This is a genomic window from Bacillus paramycoides (assembly GCF_038971285.1).
GTDB lineage: Bacteria > Bacillota > Bacilli > Bacillales > Bacillaceae_G > Bacillus_A.
Window position 1 is genome coordinate 2,201,203 of the sequence record NZ_CP152427.1, and the last position, 22,851, is coordinate 2,224,053.

Consider the following 22,851-nt stretch of genomic DNA (forward strand, 5'->3'; position numbering starts at 1 on the left):
ATGATAATAGTTCAATTTAGCCTGACTATCCTTGAGGGATAGTTTCTAAGAAATTAGATAGGAAAATCGTGTCAGTTGAGAAAGAAGACATTCTATTTTTGGTGGACGTTAATAATGTTTGGTACTTTAAAAACTATCATTTAGTTGAATGTTACCATGAGGAAACGGTAGAAATTTAATTTAATTATGTAAAATAATAACTTTTTTAAAAGTAAATAAGTTTTATATAAGAATTATATTGATGGGATAGTGAAATAAAATTCATGTAGAAACGAGTTGTATATGTATACAACTCGTTTTTTTTTATTTTCTTAAGAAAATTGGGTGAATGATATATTCTACGGGATTTTCTCATTCATTCTTATATTTTGTTTTAATAAAACATGCAAAGAAGTCTGTCCTTTCTTTATAAAATATGAAAATTATTTTTGAAAAATTGTATTGTTACATCGGTAAAAGTATAGGAAACTTATCATTATAAAATAAATTGAAATCTTCTAAAAACTCTGATACATTGAAATAGAAATGTAGTTTCACAGTATTGTAAAGGCTTACAGTTATGTGCACGAAGATCTATTAGGATTGGAGGAAATAATGATGAAAGCTGAAGAAAAATTTTCCCCGGGATTAGATGGTATAGTGGCAGCGGAGACGAAAATCTCGTTTCTTGACACAGTGAAAGGTGAAATTGTAATTCAAGGGTATGATTTAATCGAACTCTCAAAAACAAAAGAGTATTTAGACATTGTGCACCTTTTATTGGAAGAACATCTACCAAATAAGGATGAAAAAGTAGCACTTGAAAAGAAATTAAAAGAAGAATACGCAGTACCAGAAGGTGTATTCAACGTACTGAAGGCATTACCGAAAGAAACGCATCCTATGGATGGATTGCGTACAGGTGTATCCGCATTAGCTGGTTACGATAATGATATTGAAAACCGCTCATTAGAAGTAAATAAAAGCCGCGGGTACAAATTATTGAGTAAAGTACCTAACATTGTAGCGAATAGCTATCACATTTTAAATAATGAAGAGCCAATTCAACCTCTTAAAGAACTATCATATAGCGCAAATTTCTTCTATATGTTAACAGGTAAAAAGCCAACTGAACTTGAGGAAAAGATCTTTGATCGTTCCCTTGTTTTATATAGTGAACATGAAATGCCAAATTCTACATTTACAGCGCGCGTTATTGCCTCTACGCAATCCGACTTATATGGTGCTTTAACGGGTGCGGTTGCATCTTTAAAAGGTAGCTTACATGGCGGTGCGAACGAAGCAGTTATGTACATGCTTTTAGAAGCTGGTAATGTTGAGAAGTTTGAAGAGTTGTTACAGAAGAAACTATACAACAAAGAAAAGATTATGGGCTTTGGACATCGTGTATATATGAAAAAGATGGATCCAAGAGCACTTATGATGAAGGAAGCTTTAAAACAGTTATGTGATGTAAAAGGTGATTATACACTATATGAAATGTGTGAAGCTGGAGAAAAAATTATGGAGAAGGAAAAAGGAATTTATCCGAACCTTGATTATTACGCTGCTCCAGTATATTGGATGCTTGGTATCCCAATTCAACTTTATACACCAATCTTCTTTAGCTCTAGAACAGTGGGACTATGTGCGCACGTAATTGAGCAACATATGAACAATCGATTGTTCCGTCCACGTGTAAGTTATATTGGCGAGCGACATGTACTTAGTAAATAAGAACAACTGGGGAGTTGTTAGCGCCGCCCGCCAGATGGGTGTTTGACCGACACCCATCATTAATAATAACGAATTTTCGACAGAAAGGGAAGGATAGCATGATTAAAACAAATGAAATTAAACAAAAAGATGCATTATTAGAAGAGATTACGGATTATGTATTAAATAAAGAGGTAACAAGTGCAGAAGCATTCAGTACTGCTCGTTACGTATTACTTGATACACTTGGATGCGGAATTTTAGCGCTACAATATCCAGAGTGTACGAAATTACTAGGACCAGTTGTACCAGGAACAATCGTGCCAAATGGTACACGTGTACCAGGTACGTCATATGTACTTGATCCAGTGAAAGGTGCATTTAATATCGGCTGTATGATCCGTTGGTTAGACTATAACGATACTTGGCTTGCAGCAGAGTGGGGACATCCATCTGATAACCTAGGCGGAATTTTAGCTGTGGCAGATTATATTAGCCGTGTTCGTATTTCAGAAGGAAAAGAACCATTAAAAGTACGTGAAGTATTAGAAATGATGATTAAAGCACATGAAATTCAAGGTGTACTTGCTTTAGAAAACAGCTTAAACCGTGTCGGTCTTGACCACGTATTATACGTAAAAGTAGCAACAACTGCTGTAGTTGCAAAAATGCTTGGCGGAACACGTGAAGAAATTTTTAATGCGTTATCACATGCGTGGATTGATAATTCTAGTCTTCGTACATATCGTCATGCTCCAAATACGGGATCACGTAAATCATGGGCAGCTGGTGATGCAACAAGCCGCGGTGTTCATCTTGCGATGACTGCTCTAAAAGGTGAAATGGGTTATCCAACAGCTTTATCTGCACCAGGTTGGGGATTCCAAGATGTATTATTCAATAAACAAGAATTAAAATTAGCTAGACCACTAGAGTCTTATGTAATGGAAAATGTATTATTTAAAGTTTCATATCCAGCAGAATTCCATGCACAAACAGCTGCAGAATGTGCTGTGAAATTGCATCCAGAAATTAAAGAAAGATTAGATGAAATTGACCGTATTACAATTACAACGCATGAATCAGCAATTCGTATTATTGATAAAGAAGGTCCATTAAATAACCCAGCTGATCGTGATCATTGCTTACAATACATTACGGCAATTGGTTTATTAAAAGGCGATATCGTTGCGGACGATTACGAGGATGCAGTAGCAAATGATCCACGTGTAGATGAATTACGTAATAAGATGGTTGTTGTTGAAAACAAACAGTACAGTTTAGATTACCTTGATCCGAACAAGCGCTCAATCGCCAACGCTGTTCAAGTTCATTTTAAAGATGGCACTGTAACAGAAAACGTGGAATGTGAATATCCACTTGGTCACCGTTTCCGTAGAGACGAAGCAATTCCAAAAGTTGTTCGAAAATTCACTGCAAATATGGCAGGACATTATTCTAGTAAGCAACAAGAACAAATTCATGAAGCTTGTTTAAATGAAGAAAAACTAGAAAATATGAATGTAAATGAATTTGTAGATCTATTCTTAATTTAATAATAGGGGGAATTTAGAATGGCTTGGGTTGTGAATAAACAGTCAACACAAGAGGAGCTTGCGAATCGCTTCCGAGCTTTAGTAGAAGCAAATGAAATTTTACAAATTCCAGGTGCTCATGACGCAATGGCAGCTTTAGTTGCGAGAAATACAGGTTTTTCAGCTCTTTATTTATCAGGAGCTGCTTATACTGCAAGTAAAGGGCTACCTGATTTAGGAATCGTGACTTCTACTGAAGTAGCAGAGAGGGCAAGAGATCTAGTAAGAGCTACAGACTTACCAGTTCTTGTTGATATTGATACAGGATTTGGCGGTGTCCTAAACGTAGCGAGAACAGCGGTAGAAATGCTAGAAGCGAAAGTTGCGGCTGTTCAAATTGAAGATCAACAATTACCAAAGAAATGTGGACATTTAAATGGTAAAAAACTCGTTACGACAGAAGAATTAGTTCAAAAGATTAAAGCGATTAAAGAAGTTGCACCAAGCTTATATATTGTGGCACGCACAGATGCTCGCGGTGTAGAAGGCTTAGATGAAGCGATCGAAAGAGCGAACGCTTATGTAAAAGCAGGTGCAGATGCAATATTCCCCGAAGCGCTTCAATCAGAAGAGGAGTTCCGTCTATTTAATAGTAAAGTAAATGCACCTTTACTTGCGAATATGACTGAGTTCGGGAAAACGCCGTATTATAGTGCAGAGGAATTTGCGAATATGGGCTTCCAAATGGTTATTTATCCTGTAACTTCACTTCGTGTTGCAGCGAAAGCGTATGAGAATGTGTTTACTTTAATTAAAGAAACAGGTTCTCAAAAAGATGCACTTTCAAATATGCAAACGAGAAGTGAGTTATATGAAACAATCTCATACCATGACTTTGAAGAATTAGATACTGGAATTGCAAAAACAGTATTATCAGAAGATCAATAGATAAAACAACTAAGGCGATGAGAGTACATCTTTGGCAAACTAAACTGCTTGATGTGAAAATTCATCGCCTTCTGTTTTCAAAAATAAGATATTCCACTCATCGTAGACGTGCATAAGTAGTAGCAAGTAAGGCCGAAATGATAGGGGGATTCAGATGGAGAAAACGAAGTTACCGTGGGATGAATTTTTTTCACTTAATAAAGATGTGAATTATAGTTTCTTTACGCCAGAAGACTTTTCAGGAGATGAAGATTTAATCGCAAAAACGACAGAACAATTCGTTAAACAAGAAATTGTTCCACAAATGGAGAATATTGAACAACATAACTATAAAGTATCTCGTCAACTATTTGAGAAAGCTGGAGAACTTGGATTATTAAGTATCGAAGTCCCAGAAGAGTATGGCGGATTTGAGTTAGGGAAGGCAGTTTCAGGGCTTGTAGCAGAAAAAATGGGATACGCTGGTGCATTTAGCGTTTCATTTAATATACACGCAGGTGTAGGTACATTGCCTTACATATATTACGGAACGAAAGAACAAAAAGAAAAATATTTGCCAAAAATTGCGTCTGGAGAATGGATTGGGGCTTATGCTTTAACTGAACCAAATGCTGGGTCTGATGCTTTAAGTGCAAAAACGAGTGCAGTATTAAATGAAGATGGTACTGCTTGGAAGCTAAATGGTGAGAAGCAATGGATTACAAATGCTCATATGGCAGATGTATACGTTGTTTTTGCGAAGACAAATAAAGGAATGACAGCGTTTATTGTCGAAAGAACATGTGAAGGTGTATCTATTGGACTAGAAGAAAAGAAAATGGGGATTAAAGGTTCTTCAACGGCTACACTTATTTTAGAAGATGTTGTCATACCTGCTGAAAATGTTTTAGGGGAAGTTGGGAAAGGGCATCACGTTGCTCTAAATATTTTAAACTTCGCTAGATTAAAGCTTGCTTTTGGAAATATTGGAACAGCAAAACAAGCAATTGGTTTGTCGGTTCAATATGGAAAAGAGAGAAAACAGTTCCAAACAGAATTAGTAGACTTTACGATGATTCAAGAGAAAATTGCAAATATGATTATTGCTACATATGGAGCAGAAAGTGCAGCTTATCGTACTGCAGGTATAATTGATGAAGCAATTCATGAGAGTGATGAGGATCTTATGAAGAAAATGTCTCAATTTGCAATTGAATGTGCACTTAATAAAGTAAATGCTTCTGAAACACTTGGTCATATCGTAGATGAAGCTGTACAAATTCATGGTGGTTACGGTTATATGCAAGAGTACGAGGTAGAACGATTATATCGTGATGCTAGAATTAGTCGTATTTTTGAAGGAACGAACGAAATTAATAGATTAACAGTTGCTAAAATGTTAATGAAGCAAGTGGAACAAATTGAAGATACTGAAGTAGAGATTGATGTAGAAAATGTCGAAAGAAACCATCGTTACATTTTATTAGCGAAAAAATTGTTGAAACAATCTTTGAAAACGCTCTCTAAAACTCCAGGTTTAAAAATTGATCAAGAGCAAGAATATTCACGTGTATTATCAAATATGTTAACGGACGTGTACGTCATGGAATCAGCATTTTTACGTACGAGTAAAGCAATTAGTAAAAATGGTGAAGAGAAAGAGCGTACGAAACAAATGATAACTGACGTTATTTGTGAAGAAGGCTATCGCAAAGTAGAAGAAGCAGCGATTTCTGTACTTTCCGCGGCTATTACAGAAGAACAAGATAGACACGTGATTTTAACTGAAATTCGTCAATTATTAGTGCCTTTATACACGAACGTATTTACAAAAAAGAGAGAAGTTGCGAAAGCTATTATAAATCGCGGAAAGTATATTGTGTAAATAGGAGGAAAGCGATATGAAAAAGATTGGTTTTATCGGTTTAGGTAACATGGGTCTTCCGATGTCTAAAAATTTAGTTAAATCGAGTTACACAGTATATGGTGTGGATTTAAATAAAGATGCTGAAGCTTCTTTTGAAAAAGAAGGCGGAATTATCGGCTTATCAATTTCAAAACTAGCAGAAACATGTGATGTGATTTTTACAAGTTTACCTTCACCTCGCGCTGTTGAAGCGGTATATTTTGGCGAAGAAGGATTATTTGAAAATAGTCACTCGAATGTAGTTTTAATTGATACAAGTACTGTATCTCCACAATTAAACAAACAGTTAGAGGAAGCTGCAAAGGAAAAGAAAGTAGACTTTTTAGCAGCACCTGTTAGTGGTGGGGTAATTGGAGCTGAAAACCGTACATTAACGTTTATGGTTGGTGGATCAAAAGAGGTATATGAGAAAACGGAATCTATCATGGCTGTACTAGGTGCGAACATTTTCCATGTTAGTGAGCAAATTGATAGTGGTACAACAGTTAAATTAATTAATAACCTATTAATTGGTTTTTATACAGCTGGTGTGAGTGAAGCTTTAACATTAGCGAAAAAGAACAATATGGATTTAGATAAAATGTTTGATATTTTAAATGTAAGCTATGGTCAAAGTAGAATTTATGAGCGCAATTATAAAAGTTTTATTGCATCAGAAAACTATGAGCCAGGCTTTACTGTGAATTTATTAAAGAAAGACTTGGGGTTTGCAGTAGATTTAGCGAAAGAAAGCGAACTTCACTTACCAGTAAGCGAAATGCTATTAAACGTATATGAAGAAGCAAGTAAAGCGGGGTATGGTGAAAACGATATGGCTGCTTTATATAAGAAAGTTAGTGAACAATTAATTTCTAATCAAAAATAATAGACTTATAAACATCATAAAAAAGGAGAGAATATAATGATTACAACTGAAATTAAACGAGTAAAAAATCATATTAATGGTGAGTGGGTAGAATCTACTGGTACAGAAGTAGAAGCAGTTCCCAATCCGGCGACTGGAAAAATTATTGCTTACGTTCCGCTATCTCCGAAAGAAGATGTTGAAAAAGCTGTTGAAGCAGCAAAAGCAGCATACGAAACATGGTCTAAAGTACCAGTTCCGAATCGTTCAAGACAATTGTATAAATATTTACAGCTTTTACAAGAAAACAAAGAAGAGCTTGCAAAAATCATTACGCTTGAAAATGGTAAAACATTAACGGATGCAACTGGAGAAGTACAACGTGGTATTGAGGCAGTAGAACTTGCAACATCAGCACCAAATTTAATGATGGGACAAGCTCTACCGAATATTGCTAGCGGCATTGATGGATCGATTTGGCGCTATCCAATTGGAGTTGTTGCTGGTATTACGCCATTTAACTTTCCAATGATGATTCCATTATGGATGTTCCCACTTGCAATTGCTTGCGGTAATACATTCGTATTAAAAACATCTGAAAGAACGCCACTTTTAGCAGAGCGACTTGTAGAGTTATTCTATGAAGCTGGTTTTCCAAAAGGAGTATTAAATTTAGTACAAGGCGGAAAAGATGTGGTAAATAGCATTTTAGAAAATAAAGATATTCAAGCCGTTTCGTTCGTTGGATCTGAGCCGGTAGCTCGTTACGTTTATGAAACTGGTACGAAACACGGGAAACGTGTACAAGCGTTAGCTGGTGCAAAAAACCATGCGATTGTAATGCCAGATTGCAATCTTGAGAAAACAGTACAAGGTGTAATCGGCTCTGCATTTGCAAGTAGTGGAGAGCGCTGCATGGCTTGTTCAGTAGTAGCAGTAGTAGATGAAATTGCTGATGAATTCATCGACGTATTAGTAGCAGAGACGAAGAAGTTAAAAGTAGGAGACGGTTTCCACGAAGAAAATTATGTTGGACCATTAATTCGTGAATCTCATAAAGAACGCGTATTAGGCTATATTAATAGTGGTGTAGCAGATGGAGCTACTTTATTAGTAGATGGCCGCAAAATTAAGGAAGAAGTTGGAGAAGGTTACTTTGTAGGTGCGACAATCTTTGACGGTGTAAATCAAGAAATGAAAATTTGGCAAGATGAGATTTTTGCTCCAGTATTAAGCATTGTACGAGTTAAAGATTTAGAAGAAGGTATTAAACTAACAAATCAATCTAAATTTGCAAATGGTGCAGTTATTTATACGTCAAACGGTAAACATGCACAAACGTTCCGTGATAATATCGATGCTGGTATGATCGGTGTAAACGTAAACGTTCCAGCACCAATGGCATTCTTCGCATTTGCAGGAAATAAAGCGTCATTCTTTGGCGATTTAGGTACAAATGGTACAGATGGCGTTCAATTCTATACACGTAAAAAAGTTGTAACTGAGCGCTGGTTTTAATATAAAATAAACATTCAAATTAGTTATTAAATGAACCCCTCACTATTAATAGTGGGGGGTTCATTTTGTTAATTACTTTTTTCAAAAGCAAGTTTAATACCAAAACCAATTAAGACGATTCCCGTTAATCCTTGAATATAACGTTGCGTCTTCGGTTTTTTCATAAAAGCACTAATTTTATCAATTAAAAATATATAAAAAGCGAACCAAATGACTGTTAAAACGAGGTAAGTAAGGCCCATTACGAGAAGTTGGATAAACGTATTATGATTTGGATTTAAAAATTGCGGTAAAAACGTTAAAAAGAATACTGCAACTTTAGGGTTTAATAAATTCGTAAGAAACCCTTGTCGAAAGCAAGAGGTGTGTTCATCTTCATTATTCAAAGATATATCGTTCGTATCAACGCCTTCTTTATTTCTTACTGCTAAAAGGGCTTTAATACCAATATAAATTAAATATAGAGCTCCAACGTACTTGAAAATAGAAAATAAAAGAGCTGACTTTACAATAAGTGCGGAAAGTCCGATAACTGCTGCTAAAGTATGAATTAATAGTGCAACACATGTACCAAACACTGTTTTTACTCCGCCCACCTTACCGGCAACTAATGTATTTTTTGTAGCCATTGCAGTATCAGGACCAGGTAAAATAATAAGACAAATAGACATAATGATGAAAAGAAAATAATTTTCAATCATAGTCGCTCCTCCTTTTTTATTTTTAGAATATTTGATTAAAAATAGTGTAGCACATATTTTGATTTAATAAAATTAAATTTTATTAAAAAATATTAAATGGGAAAGAGGCTATATAGTCGTGTAGTTACACTGCTATATAGCCTCAGGTTTATGGGCGGTGAGGGGTAACCCACCACTTATGCGTTAAGTAAGTTAAAGAATCGATTTACATCCTCTTCTGAAACATCACTTAACTGCTTATATTTATAATCCGGGTTTTGATCTTTATCAACGACAACAGAGCGGACTCCTTCGAAGAAATCTGCATGTCTCATGAAATTTTTAGCAAGTACAAGGTCGGTAGCAAAACATTCTTCAACGGATTTATCTTGTCCATCAATAAACTGCTTTAATGTTACTTTTAATGAAACAGGCGATTTTGATAATAACGTTTCTTTCGTTTTTAAAGCAAAGGAACTTTGATCTTTTTCTAATGAATGGATGATTTCTTCAATTGTATCGAATGCAAAATGGGAATTAATTTCTTCTAATGAAGGAGCAAGCTCGCTTTCTAGTTTTGGAGCAGTTGCAAATGTACGAATAACTTCTTTTAAATTAGTATGTACACCATCTTCTTTATGCCAATTTACACTTTCAAGTTCAGTAAGGAAATTTGGTAATGAATCAGATGTCATAAAGTAATCAGCAGCGTTTATAAATAATACGTCAGAAGCTTTTAAAATAGATGCTGTTAAAGCAACATATCGGCCAGAAAACCCTGGGGCTTTATTTAAGAAATAAGCAGCACCGACGTCTGGGAAGAATCCGATGTTCATTTCTGGCATTGCCCATTTCGTACGCTCCGTTACAATTCGATATTTCGCACCATTTGTCAGACCGACACCACCACCCATTACAATTCCATCTAAACAAGCGATGATCGGTTTTTTATATTGATAAATATATGTATCAATTTCATACTCTTCTTCAAAGAAACGTTCCGCATGCTGTAATGCAGCTTCATTTGAACGTGCTTCATAAAGGGTTTTAATGTCGCCGCCGGCACAAAAACCTTTTGTGCCAGCTCCCTTTAATACGATAAGCGCAATTCGCTCATCATGTTCCCATTCTTTCAGTTTTTGCCCAATTGGTTGCAACATGTCATAAGATAAAGAATTAAGTGCTTTTGGGCGGTTTAAAGTAATTGATGCAACGCCGTTTTCGCTAACAGAAAATAAAACGTGTTCAGTCATAATTCATCCTCCCTTACATATCTTCTTATTCTTAATTCTTTATATGTACTGAAATGTCCTTTATAAATTTTGTCTAAAGTTGGCGGTACATGTTAATTTCGACACTGCATATTTTGACGAGTTATATTTGCAGGATTTTGGAGGTTGAAAATGAATATTACAACATTACTGTAATTGTAATTATTTGAATTTATCATGATAAACACGCTATTATATATGTGTAAATTGTACATAATTACTTCAAAAAGAGTATTTGAAGTAATTATAATGAAAGAAAAGTTGCTTTTCATTAGAAATAGAGAAAGGAGAAATCGGAATGCCAGTACCTTTACTATTGTCGGTGATAATTTTGTCTTCTTTAATGATAGGAATAACTCAGTATTTTCATCATACAGATACGACAGAGGAAGTGAAGGATAAAGTACGACTTGTATTTCCGATTTTTATCATATCTATTTCTTTTTGCATTTTATTAAATAAAGATGGGTACATTGTCGCAGTATTTTCATTTTTTGTAGCAATCGTTTTAATTACAGTTTTATATTATGTAATGAAAGACTTTATACAAAAATAAAGATGTCACATGAGACATTTTTATTTTTGGAAATAATGAAATTTCACGTACCGTAATATATGTAAAAATAGAAAACATATAGCAATAGAAAAGTATGTACTTTACCGTGTATTTACTTGTCAATCTTTCATAGCCAATATACTATTAATAATGTAGAGAATAGAAAAAGGGGTTGTATCTATCATGAAATTTGAGATGCACACAAAAATTGTTTCAAATGAAAAAGAAGTAAGATTACATATAGAAGAAAACATATTTCAATTAACATTGGATGGTTATCACTTATTTACAGTTCAAGAAATATTACCTTTATATAAATCAAATGAAGAAAGAATTGGTAGTGCAATGATACAAAAGTTAGAGTGGGAGAACGGAAGAACTACATTAAACTATCAACTCGTATCACTAAATTCAGTAAATTAAAAGGAGCAGGAAAATATGAAGCTATTTCATACAGCGGATTGGCATTTAGGAAAGCTCGTTCATGGCGTGTATATGACTGAAGATCAAAAGATTGTATTAAATCAGTTTGTGCGAGCTGTTGAGGAAGAAAAACCAGATACCGTAATTATTGCAGGGGATTTATACGACCGAGCAATTCCACCTACAGAAGCAGTAGACTTATTAAACGATGTTTTACAAAAAATAGTCATTGATTTACAAACGCCAGTTATTGCAGTCGCAGGAAACCATGATAGTCCAGATCGTATTCATTTTGGTAGTAGTTTAATGAAGAAACAAGGATTATTTATTGTGGGACAATTTCAATTTCCATATGAGCCAATTATATTAAATGATGAATATGGCGAGGTTCACTTCCATCTCGTTCCTTATGCGGATCCAAGCATAGTGAGACATGTATTGAAAAATGAAGACGTACGTTCTCATGATGATGCGATGCGTATTTTTATGAATGAGCTTTCTGAAACGATGGATAAAGAAGCTAGACATGTCTTTGTTGGTCATGCATTTGTAACTTCGGCGGGCGAAGCGGAGGAGAATACAAGTGATGCAGAACGACCACTTTCAATTGGTGGTGCTGAATACGTAAATAGTCATTATTTTGATAAGTTTCATTACACAGCGCTTGGACATTTACATCAAGCGCATTTCGTACGGAATGAGACAATTCGATATTCAGGTTCTCCGCTTGCATATTCTATTTCTGAAGAAAAACATAAAAAAGGATATTATATTGTGGAACTGGACGAGCAAGGTGAAGTAACGATTGAAAAAAGGTTGCTTACACCACGCCGTAAAATGCGAACAGTAGAAGCAAAAATAGATGAATTATTACAACATCCAGTAAGTGAAGATTACGTATTTGTAAAATTATTAGATGAAAATCCTGTCTTGCAGCCAATGGAAAAAATACGCTCTGTATATCCAAATGCAATGCATGTTGAAAGGTCTATTCAAAGACGAGAATTCACAGAGTCAAATGAAGTAACTGTTTCAAGACATAAAACGGATGATTTATCACTGTTAAAGGCTTTTTATAAAGAAATGAAAGGCTTAGAGTTATCAGAAGAGAAAGAACGTCTATTTGTAGAAGTATTACAAACAGTGCAAGAACGGGAAGGTGAACGAGGATGAGACCGATTCAGCTTATTATGACGGCATTTGGCCCATATAAACAGAAAGAAGTAATCGATTTTGATGATCTTGGAGAGCATCGTATTTTCGCCATTTCTGGGAATACGGGAGCTGGAAAGACAACGATTTTTGATGCGATTTGTTATGTATTATATGGTGAAGCAAGTGGAGAAGAACGTAGTGATACGAGCATGCTTCGTAGTCAATTTGCTGATGATAACGTGTATACAAGTGTAGAACTAACCTTTCAGCTAAAAGGGAAGCGTTATGAAATAAAACGCCAACTTGGACATAAAAAACAAGGGAACAAGACGATTACGGGACATGCAGTAGAATTATATGAAGTGATTGATGATGAGCAGGTTCCAGCTGTTGATCGTTTCCATGTAACGGATGTAAATAAAAAAGTGGAAGATTTAATTGGTTTAAGTAAACATCAGTTTAGCCAAATTGTAATGTTACCACAAGGGGAATTCCGAAAATTATTAACATCTGAAACAGAAAACAAAGAAGAAATTTTGCGTCGTATTTTTAAAACAGATCGTTATAAGTTAATGCGTGAGTTACTTGATCAAAAACGAAAACAATGGAAAGACGTCTTACAAGAAAAACAGAAAGAGCGAGAGTTATATTTCCGTAATGTTTTTAAATTACCAATTCGTGATGGATCATTATTAGAGACATTATTCGAACAAGACCATGTAAATACGCATCAAGTAGTAGAGGCATTAGAACAAGAGACAGCTGCGTATAAGGCAGAGGTGGAGCAATTACAAGTAGAACAAGATGTTCAAACGAAGCAATTAAAGGATGCTGAAATACGTTTTCATGCAGCGAAATCTGTAAATGAGAAATTTATAGATTTACAACAAAAGAATGAGAAATATAATACTTTACAAGAAAACCGTACAGTGATTGAAATGAAAGAAACATCTTTTAAACGTGCGGAACAAGCGAAGCGCTTATTACCATTTGAACAGTGGTACGTAGAGGCAATGCAAAACGAGCAGAAGGTTGAAAGTTTGTTAAAACAAATAATCGCCAAAAAAGAAAATATAACGAAGAGCTTCGAGCTTGCTCAGGAGAAATATGAAGAGGTAAAGAATAAAGAACTTGAGAGAGAAAATGCAAAAAAACTCGTTCAAAGATTAGAAGAGTTACAACTGATTATTGCATCATTAGCTGAGAAACAATTGAATTTACAAAATGCAGAAGTTCAAGTAGGGAAATTAAAAGAAAGTATGCAAAACTTAGAAAAACAATTAGAAGTGCATACAAATCATAAACAGCTAATGTCTGATGAATTGCAGCAATTAGAACGAGCACTGGAACAATATGTAGCTAAAGTAGAAGAACTAACGAATATGCGAGAAGATGCAAAAGTTTTAAAGCAAGCATATGATGTTTGGCAAGAAAAACAAAAATTCGAGAAAGAAAAAGAAGCGGCATATAATAACATGCAATTGGCAGTGAACGCATATGAAAATATGGAACGTCGCTGGTTAAGTGAACAAGCTGGTATATTAGCTCTTCATTTACATGATGGTGAATCTTGTCCAGTATGTGGTAGCACGAACCATCCGAAAAAAGCTACAGAGCAAAGTGATGCGATTGACGAAAAAGAGTTAAATGATTTAAGAGATAAGAAGAACATTGCTGAAAAATTACATGTGCAAGTAGAGGAGAAATGGAATTTCTATCATCTTCAATATGAGCAAGTAATAGAAGAGGTTAAGAAGCGAGGCTATCGCTCAGAAGAATTAGCTGAAACATATAGTGCGCTTGTTCAAAAAGGAAAACAATTAGCAACTGAAGTGAATACGTTAAAAGCTAGTGAAGAAACGCGTAAGCAAATAGCTGTGAAAATAAAAGGCGTAGAAGAAAAAGTAGATGCACTTCAGAAACAAAAACGTGAGGTAGAAACAGAGCAGCACCGTACAGAAATGGAGTGTATGCAACTTCGTACGTCATATGAACATGATAAGAAAAATATTCCTGAAAGCTTACAAACAGTACAAGCTTGGAAAATCCAGTTTGACCAAGCTGTGCATGAACTCAAGTTAATGGAAGACGAATGGAAGAAAGTGCAGGAAGTGTATCAACATTGGCAAAATGAAAATATACGTATTCAAGCAGAACAAGAAGGTGCTTCAAATCAATTTGAAAGTACAAAATTAAAGAAAGAAGAGACCTTTGCGCGCTTTATGAAAGAGCTTGAGCAGAGCGGATTTACAGATCAATCCACGTATAAAGAGGCCAAATTAAGTAATGCTGAGATGGATATGTTACAAAATGAAATTCAAAGCTATTATTCATCTCTTGAAGTACTTGCAAAACAAATTGAAGAGTTACGTGCTGAATTAAAAGATAAAGAGTATATGGATATTACAGCGTTAGGTGAACATATAAAAGATTTAGAAATCAATCTTGATATCATTAAAGAAAAACGTCAACGTGCGCAAAATGCGGTAACATATATTTCTGATTTACATGAAAATATTAGGCGTATTGATGAACAAATTCATGAGGAAGAAAAAGCTTTCCAGGAACTTGTTGACTTATATGAAGTAATGAAAGGCGATAACGAAAGCCGTATATCATTTGAACGTTACATCTTAATTGAGTATTTAGAACAAATTGTTCAAATTGCAAACGAACGATTACGTAAATTATCAAATGGACAATTTTATTTAAAACGAAGTGAACGAGTTGAAAAGAGAAATCGTCAAAGTGGATTAGGCTTAGATGTATACGACGCATATACTGGCCAAACACGCGATGTGAAAACATTATCTGGTGGCGAGAAATTTAATGCATCACTTTGTTTAGCACTCGGAATGGCAGACGTCATTCAAGCATATGAAGGCGGTATTTCCATCGAAACGATGTTTATCGACGAAGGATTCGGTTCATTAGATGAGGAGTCATTAACAAAAGCAGTTGACGCCTTAATTGACTTACAAAAATCAGGCCGATTTATCGGTGTCATTTCACACGTACAAGAGCTGAAAAACGCAATGCCAGCTGTATTAGAGGTAACGAAGCAGAAGGATGGGTGTAGTCAGACGAGGTTTGTGGTGAAGTAAGTTCCATTGTAATGCAAAGTATTGTTTGTGATTTTCTAGTAAAGAACTTATGATAAAACAAATGCCATCTCTTTATAGAGGTGGCATTTGTTTGTTATCCAATATTAAATAATTCAATTAGGAGTTATCTGTAGAAGGCGGAGTATTCTCCAAACGATTATAAGCTTTAAAAGCCGAAATTGCGGATATAACACCACCTACTAAAAATAAAGCTGATCTACTAACTAATATGATACGACTGACATACGTTTCGCACGCTTCTTCAACTTCTTCTTATGGTACTGTTGGCATTTGAAATCCCCCTAATCAACATTTATTTTGTAGATAGTATATACAAACGCCTAAAATATGTTAAAATCACTGGACGGTGTTATGAGGAAGTGATTAGTTACATGTGAATGATTTGAAAAATCTTCATTATAAATTTATGCTAACTTCACATAGAGCACATATTAACATTGTATTATGTATATGTACCAAATAAATAAAGTGAATTGTATTTCGTTCTGTTTTCAAAAATTTAAAATTCTATTATTTTTATATAAAGGTTTCCTGTCAGAGTTTTAAATATTTTGGAAATAGATCAAAATAAAAGGAATTCATATAAAAGGGGAATGTCTTATGACAACATATACGAGTGAAATGAGAAAAAGTTTAGTTTCAGAAGAAGATGTAGATATTTTAAAAATTATGGCGCACCCAATCCGATTACAAATTGTAAATGAATTAAGTACGAGAAAAACTTGTAATGTAACTCAATTAACAGAATTACTAAATATTCCACAGTCGACTGTTTCGCAACATTTATCAAAAATGAAGGGCAAAGTGTTACGAGCTGAGCGAAGAGGTTTAGAAATTTATTATCACATTAATAATTTAAAAGCGAGTAAGATTGTAAGTGTTTTAGGATATATAAATTAATGAAGTATTTTCATATAAAATAGCCGCTGCCGGTGAGCAGGGGCTATTTTGTGTTGCTTTATGTATTCGTATTTAAAATTTTATAGTTTTTATGATTTACAATGGTTCGATCAAATTCAAAAGTACCACCGCTTACATCTGTAACTTCAACTAAGACCGATTCAGTATAAAGTTTTAGTACAGATCCTGTAATCTTTAAATTATTTCGTTGAAAAAGTATAGTATCCCCTACGTTTGCTTTCATAGTACCTCCTCATTAAAGACAGAAATATTTTTTTATTATATATATTAAACCACGTAAAGGGATATTAGTGAATATTTAGTTTTATTTATCAAAGAAATATTTGTTGTCTATGTGTGTAGAATTAAAAGAAGTTTTAACAAGACGTATTAAAAATACTTTCATTATGATGGAATTTGTAGAGCCAATTATTACATTTGAAGAAACAATTATAAACGTATAAAGAAAGTCAGGTCTATGAATTAATCTAATAAAACCGTCTCTTGAATATTTATTAAAGAGACGGTTTTATTGTTTTACTATTTAAAAAAGGATTCAAAGACATATGTAAATCGAACTTATACAAAACAATATAAATAATTATTACGTATTTAAAAAGCTATTTTTGTATTTCGTCCTTCGTTTTCTGTAACTGATTCCAAGTTTTTGACGCTCTGTCTTGTAAGTGCTTACATAAGCGGAAACATCTTATACAATGAAGGTGTTAAATCAAAAGAGGTGATCAAAATGAACATGAAAAAACAAAATTTAGCGAAAAGCATTGAAATAGAAAGAGGAGGCGGAAAGGTATGAAAAAATCAAATGTTAATCCATGGCTAGTTGTCCTTGGCACAGTCATCGTACAAATGGGGCTTGGAACAATATATACATGGAGTTTATTCAATCAGCCTTTAGTTAGCAAATACGGTTGGAGTCTTAACGCAGTTGCTATAACTTTCTCAATTACTAGTCTTTCCTTAGCATTTTCAACTTTATTTGCAAGTAAATTGCAAGAAAAATGGGGACTTCGTAAGCTTATTATGATAGCTGGACTAGCATTAGGACTAGGATTAGTACTTAGTTCACAAGCTTCCTCATTAATTTTGCTTTATGTACTAGCAGGAGTTGTTGTAGGTTATGCAGATGGTACAGCATATATCACTTCATTATCTAATTTAATAAAGTGGTTTCCAGAGCGTAAAGGTTTGATTGCTGGAATTTCTGTCTCTGCATACGGTTCAGGTAGTTTAATCTTTAAATACGTTAACGCACAGTTAATTGAATCAGTTGGTGTATCCCAAGCATTTATATACTGGGGTTTAATTGTTACAGCTATGATTGTCCTTGGAGCTTGTTTAATCCATCAAGCTGCTGATCAAGTTGCAGTTCATGAAACAAAAACTCATGAGTATACAACGAAAGAAATGTTACGTACAAAACAAGTATACTTATTATTTATTATGTTATTTACATCATGTATGAGTGGCTTATACTTAATTGGTATGGTAAAAGACATTGGTGTTCAACTTGTAGGGCTTAGCGCAGCGACAGCAGCTAATGCGGTTGCTATGGTTGCAATCTTCAATACGTTAGGTCGTATAATTTTAGGACCGTTATCAGATAAAATCGGCCGTTTAAAAATCGTTACTGGTACTTTTGTTGTTATGGCGAGTTCAGTCTTAGTTTTAAGTTTCGTAGATTTAAATTATGGTATCTACTTTGTATGTGTAGCAAGTGTAGCGTTTTGCTTTGGTGGAAATATCACTATTTTCCCAGCTATTGTTGGTGATTTCTTCGGTATGAAAAACCATAGTAAGAACTACGGTATTGTGTATCAAGGATTTGGATTTGGAGCACTTGCAGGTTCCTTTATCGGTGCACTTCTAGGTGGATTCAAGCCAACATTCATGGTAATCGGCGTTTTATGTGTCATATCATTTATTATCGCAATTTTAATTCAAGCACCTAAGCAGACAAAAGAACAAGAAGAAGAGTATCGCAGCGTAGCATAAGGATATTAATTTTCTATAACACTATGTTTACAAAAAAGCATCCTGCTAAATAGGGTGCTTTTTTTGAGTTGTTTTAAATAGGTTATATGATCTTTGGAATTTTTTGAGACAAAAAATGAGTAAAATATCTATTTGGATTATATTGGAATATTAAAAATGATATATTATATTTGAACTGCTTATTAAATCTTAAATTATAAACACGACATACATCGGTAATTGCAAGATATATTTTCTCGATATTTTCAGAAAAATGTTGAGAAAATATATACTTGAATTTATAGTAAGGCTTTATACATGAAGGCATCTACAGTTAATCTTCATCAATTTTAAAAAGAGGAGTATAAATCGTATTTTTTATATAAATAATTAGTAATGCTTTTAGATGAAAGTGTATGGGGAAGTACTAAAATATTTTATCTGAAAAATAAAAATAGGTTGACAAGTTTATTGAGAAAGATTATCATTTCGGTGTAACGATATTAAATGAAAAACGTTATCAATGAATAGTGTTTTGTTGAAAAGTACACTTGACCAATTAGTTTAGTAAGTGTATTATTTTTTACATCAATAATGATAATCATTATCATTATTTGTTTGGTTAGATTAAATTTCAAATGAAAGGATAGAGGAAATGAACTTAGGGGAATTTGATGGGAAAACGGTTTTAGTAACAGGTGCAGCCCAAGGTATAGGTAGTGTTGTTGCCAAAATGTTTTTAGAAAGAGGAGCTACAGTTATTGCGGTTGATCAAAATGAAAAGGGATTAAACGAACTCTTAAATGAAATACATATGAAAACGTTTTGCTTAGATGTGAGTGATAGTACCGCAGTTGAACAGATGGTAAATGATATTGAAAATGAAATAGCACCGATAGATATATTAGTAAATGTTGCAGGGATTTTACGTATGGGAGCGATTCACTCTTTAAGTGATGAAGATTGGAATAAAACATTCTCTGTAAATTCTACAGGCGTTTTCTATATGTCCCGAGCAGTAAGTAAATATATGATGCAAAGAAAGTCAGGGGCAATTGTTACAGTTGGTTCAAATGCAGCAAATACTCCGAGAATGGAGATGGCTGCGTATGCTGCATCAAAAGCTGCAACGACGATGTTTATGAAGTGTTTAGGATTAGAACTTGCAGCGTACAACATTCGTTGTAACTTAGTTTCTCCAGGTTCAACTGAAACTGAAATGCAAAGGTTACTATGGGCTGATGAGAATGGCGCAAAAAATATAATAGCAGGTACTCAAAGTACATATAGACTCGGTATACCGTTACAAAAAATTGCACATCCTTCAGAAATTGCTGAAGCGGTATTGTTTTTAGCTTCAGATAAAGCGAGTCATATTACAATGCACAATTTATGTGTCGATGGCGGAGCTACATTAGGAGTTTAATAAAAAATTCAGGGGGTTACTATACTATGAATGAATTTACGGCTGTAAAGGAACTGTCAGAAAAATTACTAGAAGATTATAAGACTGAATCTTCATTCTTTTTCGCTTCACCAACGCGAACAATATTGACAGAAGGAGAGTTTACGACAGTAAAGCATTGTGAAATTGAAAGTTTTCCAGAGCTTGTGCAAGCAGTATTAAGCAATGCAAAACAAGCAGGAAATCCGAATCCTATCGTTGTCGGTGCCTTGCCATTTGATCGTAGAAAAGAAGTTCAACTTATCGTACCAGAATATAGTAGAATATCTGAACGTTTACAATTAGATACAACAAATAAGCTTGAAATAAATGAGAACTTAACATTTGAAATGACACCTGTACCAGAATCTGAAGTGTATATGAATGGTGTGAAGCAGGGAATTGAAAAAATACAGGACGGGGATTTAAAGAAAATCGTTCTATCCAGATCGTTAGATGTTAAATCTTCTGAAAAGATTGATAAGCAAAAACTTCTTCGAGAATTAGCAGAGCATAATAAGCACGGTTATACATTTGCTGTGAATTTACCGAAAGATGAAAAGGAGAATAGTAAGACGTTAATTGGAGCAAGCCCTGAGTTACTCGTTTCACGTAACGGTATGCAAGTTATTTCTAATCCGTTAGCTGGTTCAAGACCACGAAGTGATAATCCAGTAGAAGATAAAAGAAGAGCAGAGGAATTACTTTCTTCTCCAAAAGATTTACATGAACATGCAGTAGTAGTAGAAGCAGTTGCTGCAGCGCTTCGTCCGTACTGTCATACATTACATGTTCCGGAAAAGCCATCCGTTATTCATAGTGAAGCGATGTGGCATTTATCTACTGAAGTGAAAGGTGAACTAAAGGATCCAAATACTACTTCTTTGGAATTAGCAATTGCTCTTCACCCTACGCCAGCAGTTTGTGGAACGCCGATGGAAGAAGCAAGAGAGGCGATTCAAAAAATTGAGCCATTTGACCGTGAATTCTTTACAGGCATGCTAGGGTGGAGCGATTTAAATGGGGACGGTGAATGGATTGTTACAATTCGCTGTGCTGAAGTGCAAGAAAATACACTCCGATTATTTGCAGGAGCGGGAGTTGTTGCTGAATCAAAACCAGAAGATGAGTTAGCAGAAACATCAGCTAAGTTCCAAACAATGCTGAAGGCTCTAGGGTTAAGTGATAATTCACTGAATGAAAAATAGGGGGAAGAAAGAATGTTAACAGGTTATACAAAGTGGCCAAAAGAATTTGCTGATCGTTATCGAGGAGAAGGGTGTTGGCTTGGTGAAACATTTGGCGGGATGTTAAGAGAGCGGGCTGAAAAATATGGCGATCAAATTGCAGTTGTAAGTGGTAATACGCATATTACGTATAGTGAGCTTGATAAAAAAGTAGATCGCTTAGCTTCAGGTTTACTGAATTTAGGAATAAAGCAAGAGGATCGAGTTGTAATCCAGCTACCTAACGTTATTGAGTTTTTCGAAGTATGTTTTGCGCTATTTCGAATTGGGGCACTTCCTGTTTTTGCATTACCTTCACATCGAAGCAGTGAAATTAGTTATTTTTGTGAGTTTGGTGAGGCGAGTGCTTACGTTATATCAGATAAGGCTCTCGGTTTTGATTATCGAAAACTAGCAAGAGAAGTGAAAGAGAAAGTGCCAACTTTACAACATGTAATTGTAGTGGGAGAAGAAGAAGAGTTTCTCAACATAAATGATCTATATATAGATTCCGTTCCATTACCAGACGTTCAGCCAAGTGATGTTGCGTTTCTCCAATTATCAGGAGGGACAACGGGACTTTCTAAATTAATTCCTCGAACACATGATGATTATATTTATAGTTTACGTGTTAGTGCTGAAATTTGTAATTTGAATACAGAGAGCGTCTATATGGCAGTTCTTCCAGTAGCGCATAATTACCCGATGAGTTCTCCTGGAACATTTGGAACTTTCTATGCGGGTGGAAAAGTTGTGCTGGCAACTGGAGGTAGTCCAGATGAGGCATTTGCACTTATTGAAAAAGAAAAAGTTACGATTACTGCTCTCGTTCCACCATTAGCAATGATATGGCTTGATGCTGCATCTTCTCGTAATAATGATTTATCGAGCCTAGAAGTGATTCAAGTAGGTGGTGCGAAATTTAGCGCTGAGGTTGCAAAACGTATACGCCCTACATTTGGATGTACGTTACAGCAAGTATTCGGTATGGCAGAAGGTTTAGTAAATTACACAAGATTAAATGATCCTGAAGAAATTATTATTCATACGCAAGGTAGACCGATGTCTACATTGGATGAAGTAAGGGTTGTTGATGAGAATGACCACGATGTAAAACCTGGTGAGGTAGGTAGTTTATTAACGCGAGGGCCATATACAATTCGTGGTTATTATAAAGCAGAAGAGCATAATGCACGATCATTTACAAAGGATGGATTTTATCGCACAGGTGATCTTGTAAAAGTAAATGAACAAGGTTACATCATAGTAGAAGGAAGAGATAAAGATCAAATTAACCGTGGTGGTGAGAAAGTTGCTGCGGAAGAAGTGGAAAATCATTTATTAGCACATGATGCAGTACATGATGTAGCAATTGTATCGATGCCGGACGATTATTTAGGAGAACGTACTTGTGCATTTGTAATAGCTCGCGGACAAGCTCCGACTGTAAGTGAATTAAAAATGTTTTTAAGAGAACGCGGTATAGCAGCTTATAAGATTCCAGATCGAATTGAATTTATTGAAGCATTTCCGCAAACAGGTGTTGGAAAGGTAAGCAAAAAAGAGTTACGTAAAGTTATTGCTGAAAAACTTATTACGGTAAAACGATAAAAATATAAAAATTGGAAGGAAG

At 34.8% G+C, this 22,851-nt stretch carries 18 protein-coding genes; 15 read left to right on the plus strand and 3 right to left on the minus strand.

All coding sequences use genetic code 11. The features are described 5' to 3' along the window. Window positions 1-594 precede the first annotated feature (594 nt). From mmgD to AAG068_RS11515, 6 genes are all read left to right on the plus strand, one after another. A complete protein-coding gene (gene mmgD, locus AAG068_RS11490) occupies window positions 595-1,716 on the plus strand; it encodes a citrate synthase (protein WP_342719352.1) in 1,122 nt (373 codons plus the stop codon). A gap of 98 nt (window positions 1,717-1,814) precedes the next feature. After that, the gene (gene prpD / locus AAG068_RS11495; protein ID WP_342719353.1) at window positions 1,815-3,251 is read left to right on the plus strand and encodes a 2-methylcitrate dehydratase; all 1,437 of its coding nucleotides are present in this window, start codon (window positions 1,815-1,817) and stop codon (window positions 3,249-3,251) included. An 18-nt stretch (window positions 3,252-3,269) separates the two neighbouring features. After that, the gene (gene prpB, locus AAG068_RS11500; RefSeq protein ID WP_306183172.1) at window positions 3,270-4,178 is read left to right on the plus strand and encodes a methylisocitrate lyase; all 909 of its coding nucleotides are present in this window, start codon (window positions 3,270-3,272) and stop codon (window positions 4,176-4,178) included. Window positions 4,179-4,332: 154 nt separating this feature from the next. Further along, complete coding sequence (locus AAG068_RS11505; protein ID WP_342719354.1) at window positions 4,333-6,042, plus strand: acyl-CoA dehydrogenase family protein; 1,710 nt, start codon at window positions 4,333-4,335, stop codon at window positions 6,040-6,042. A 16-nt stretch (window positions 6,043-6,058) separates the two neighbouring features. Continuing rightward, on the plus strand, window positions 6,059-6,949 hold the full coding sequence (locus tag AAG068_RS11510) for an NAD(P)-dependent oxidoreductase (protein WP_342719355.1): 891 nt from the start codon (window positions 6,059-6,061) through the stop codon (window positions 6,947-6,949). A 36-nt stretch (window positions 6,950-6,985) separates the two neighbouring features. Beyond that, on the plus strand, window positions 6,986-8,446 hold the full coding sequence (locus AAG068_RS11515) for a CoA-acylating methylmalonate-semialdehyde dehydrogenase (RefSeq protein ID WP_000633353.1): 1,461 nt from the start codon (window positions 6,986-6,988) through the stop codon (window positions 8,444-8,446). A gap of 68 nt (window positions 8,447-8,514) precedes the next feature. Here the strand turns inward: AAG068_RS11515 and AAG068_RS11520 are convergent, their stop codons facing one another. Both AAG068_RS11520 and AAG068_RS11525 read right to left on the minus strand, forming a co-directional pair. Further along, the gene (locus tag AAG068_RS11520; protein ID WP_000572336.1) at window positions 8,515-9,147 is read right to left on the minus strand and encodes a LysE family translocator; all 633 of its coding nucleotides are present in this window, start codon (window positions 9,145-9,147) and stop codon (window positions 8,515-8,517) included. Window positions 9,148-9,323: 176 nt separating this feature from the next. Further along, window positions 9,324-10,379 (minus strand): enoyl-CoA hydratase/isomerase family protein, encoded by a 1,056-nt coding sequence (locus AAG068_RS11525; RefSeq protein WP_342719356.1) that lies wholly within the window; start codon window positions 10,377-10,379, stop codon window positions 9,324-9,326. A 316-nt stretch (window positions 10,380-10,695) separates the two neighbouring features. Between AAG068_RS11525 and AAG068_RS11530 the strand changes: the two genes are divergently transcribed. The 5 genes from AAG068_RS11530 (at window position 10,696) to AAG068_RS11550 (ending at window position 16,556) form a co-directional block, all read left to right on the plus strand. Then, entirely contained in the window at window positions 10,696-10,953 is a 258-nt protein-coding gene (locus AAG068_RS11530; RefSeq protein WP_048528963.1) for a hypothetical protein, read from the plus strand. 183 nt (window positions 10,954-11,136) lie between these two features. Then, window positions 11,137-11,376 (plus strand): DUF2584 domain-containing protein, encoded by a 240-nt coding sequence (locus tag AAG068_RS11535; protein ID WP_342719357.1) that lies wholly within the window; start codon window positions 11,137-11,139, stop codon window positions 11,374-11,376. Between the two features lie 15 nt (window positions 11,377-11,391). Then, entirely contained in the window at window positions 11,392-12,549 is a 1,158-nt protein-coding gene (locus tag AAG068_RS11540; RefSeq protein ID WP_342719358.1) for an exonuclease SbcCD subunit D, read from the plus strand. Next, window positions 12,546-15,635 carry an SMC family ATPase gene (locus tag AAG068_RS11545; RefSeq protein ID WP_342719359.1) on the plus strand — a complete coding sequence of 1,030 codons (3,090 nt, stop codon included), beginning with the start codon at window positions 12,546-12,548 and terminating at the stop codon, window positions 15,633-15,635. Before AAG068_RS11540 ends, AAG068_RS11545 begins: the two co-directional genes overlap by 4 nt. 621 nt (window positions 15,636-16,256) lie before the next feature. Continuing rightward, window positions 16,257-16,556 (plus strand): ArsR/SmtB family transcription factor, encoded by a 300-nt coding sequence (locus AAG068_RS11550; RefSeq protein ID WP_000214798.1) that lies wholly within the window; start codon window positions 16,257-16,259, stop codon window positions 16,554-16,556. Window positions 16,557-16,614: 58 nt separating this feature from the next. On the opposite strand, the gene AAG068_RS11555 is transcribed toward AAG068_RS11550, so the two are convergent. Beyond that, on the minus strand, window positions 16,615-16,800 hold the full coding sequence (locus tag AAG068_RS11555; protein WP_151630308.1) for a YkvS family protein: 186 nt from the start codon (window positions 16,798-16,800) through the stop codon (window positions 16,615-16,617). A gap of 566 nt (window positions 16,801-17,366) precedes the next feature. On the opposite strand from AAG068_RS11555, the gene AAG068_RS11560 reads away from it, so the two are divergent. From AAG068_RS11560 to AAG068_RS11575, 4 genes are all read left to right on the plus strand, one after another. Then, window positions 17,367-18,569, plus strand: coding sequence for an L-lactate MFS transporter (locus tag AAG068_RS11560; protein ID WP_342719360.1), 1,203 nt, complete (start codon window positions 17,367-17,369; stop codon window positions 18,567-18,569). A 634-nt stretch (window positions 18,570-19,203) separates the two neighbouring features. Next, window positions 19,204-19,974 carry a 2,3-dihydro-2,3-dihydroxybenzoate dehydrogenase gene (gene dhbA / locus AAG068_RS11565; protein ID WP_342719361.1) on the plus strand — a complete coding sequence of 257 codons (771 nt, stop codon included), beginning with the start codon at window positions 19,204-19,206 and terminating at the stop codon, window positions 19,972-19,974. A gap of 26 nt (window positions 19,975-20,000) precedes the next feature. Beyond that, window positions 20,001-21,200, plus strand: coding sequence for an isochorismate synthase DhbC (dhbC, locus tag AAG068_RS11570; protein WP_342719362.1), 1,200 nt, complete (start codon window positions 20,001-20,003; stop codon window positions 21,198-21,200). A gap of 12 nt (window positions 21,201-21,212) precedes the next feature. Continuing rightward, a complete protein-coding gene (locus AAG068_RS11575) occupies window positions 21,213-22,829 on the plus strand; it encodes a (2,3-dihydroxybenzoyl)adenylate synthase (protein ID WP_342719363.1) in 1,617 nt (538 codons plus the stop codon). Window positions 22,830-22,851: the final 22 nt, after the last annotated feature.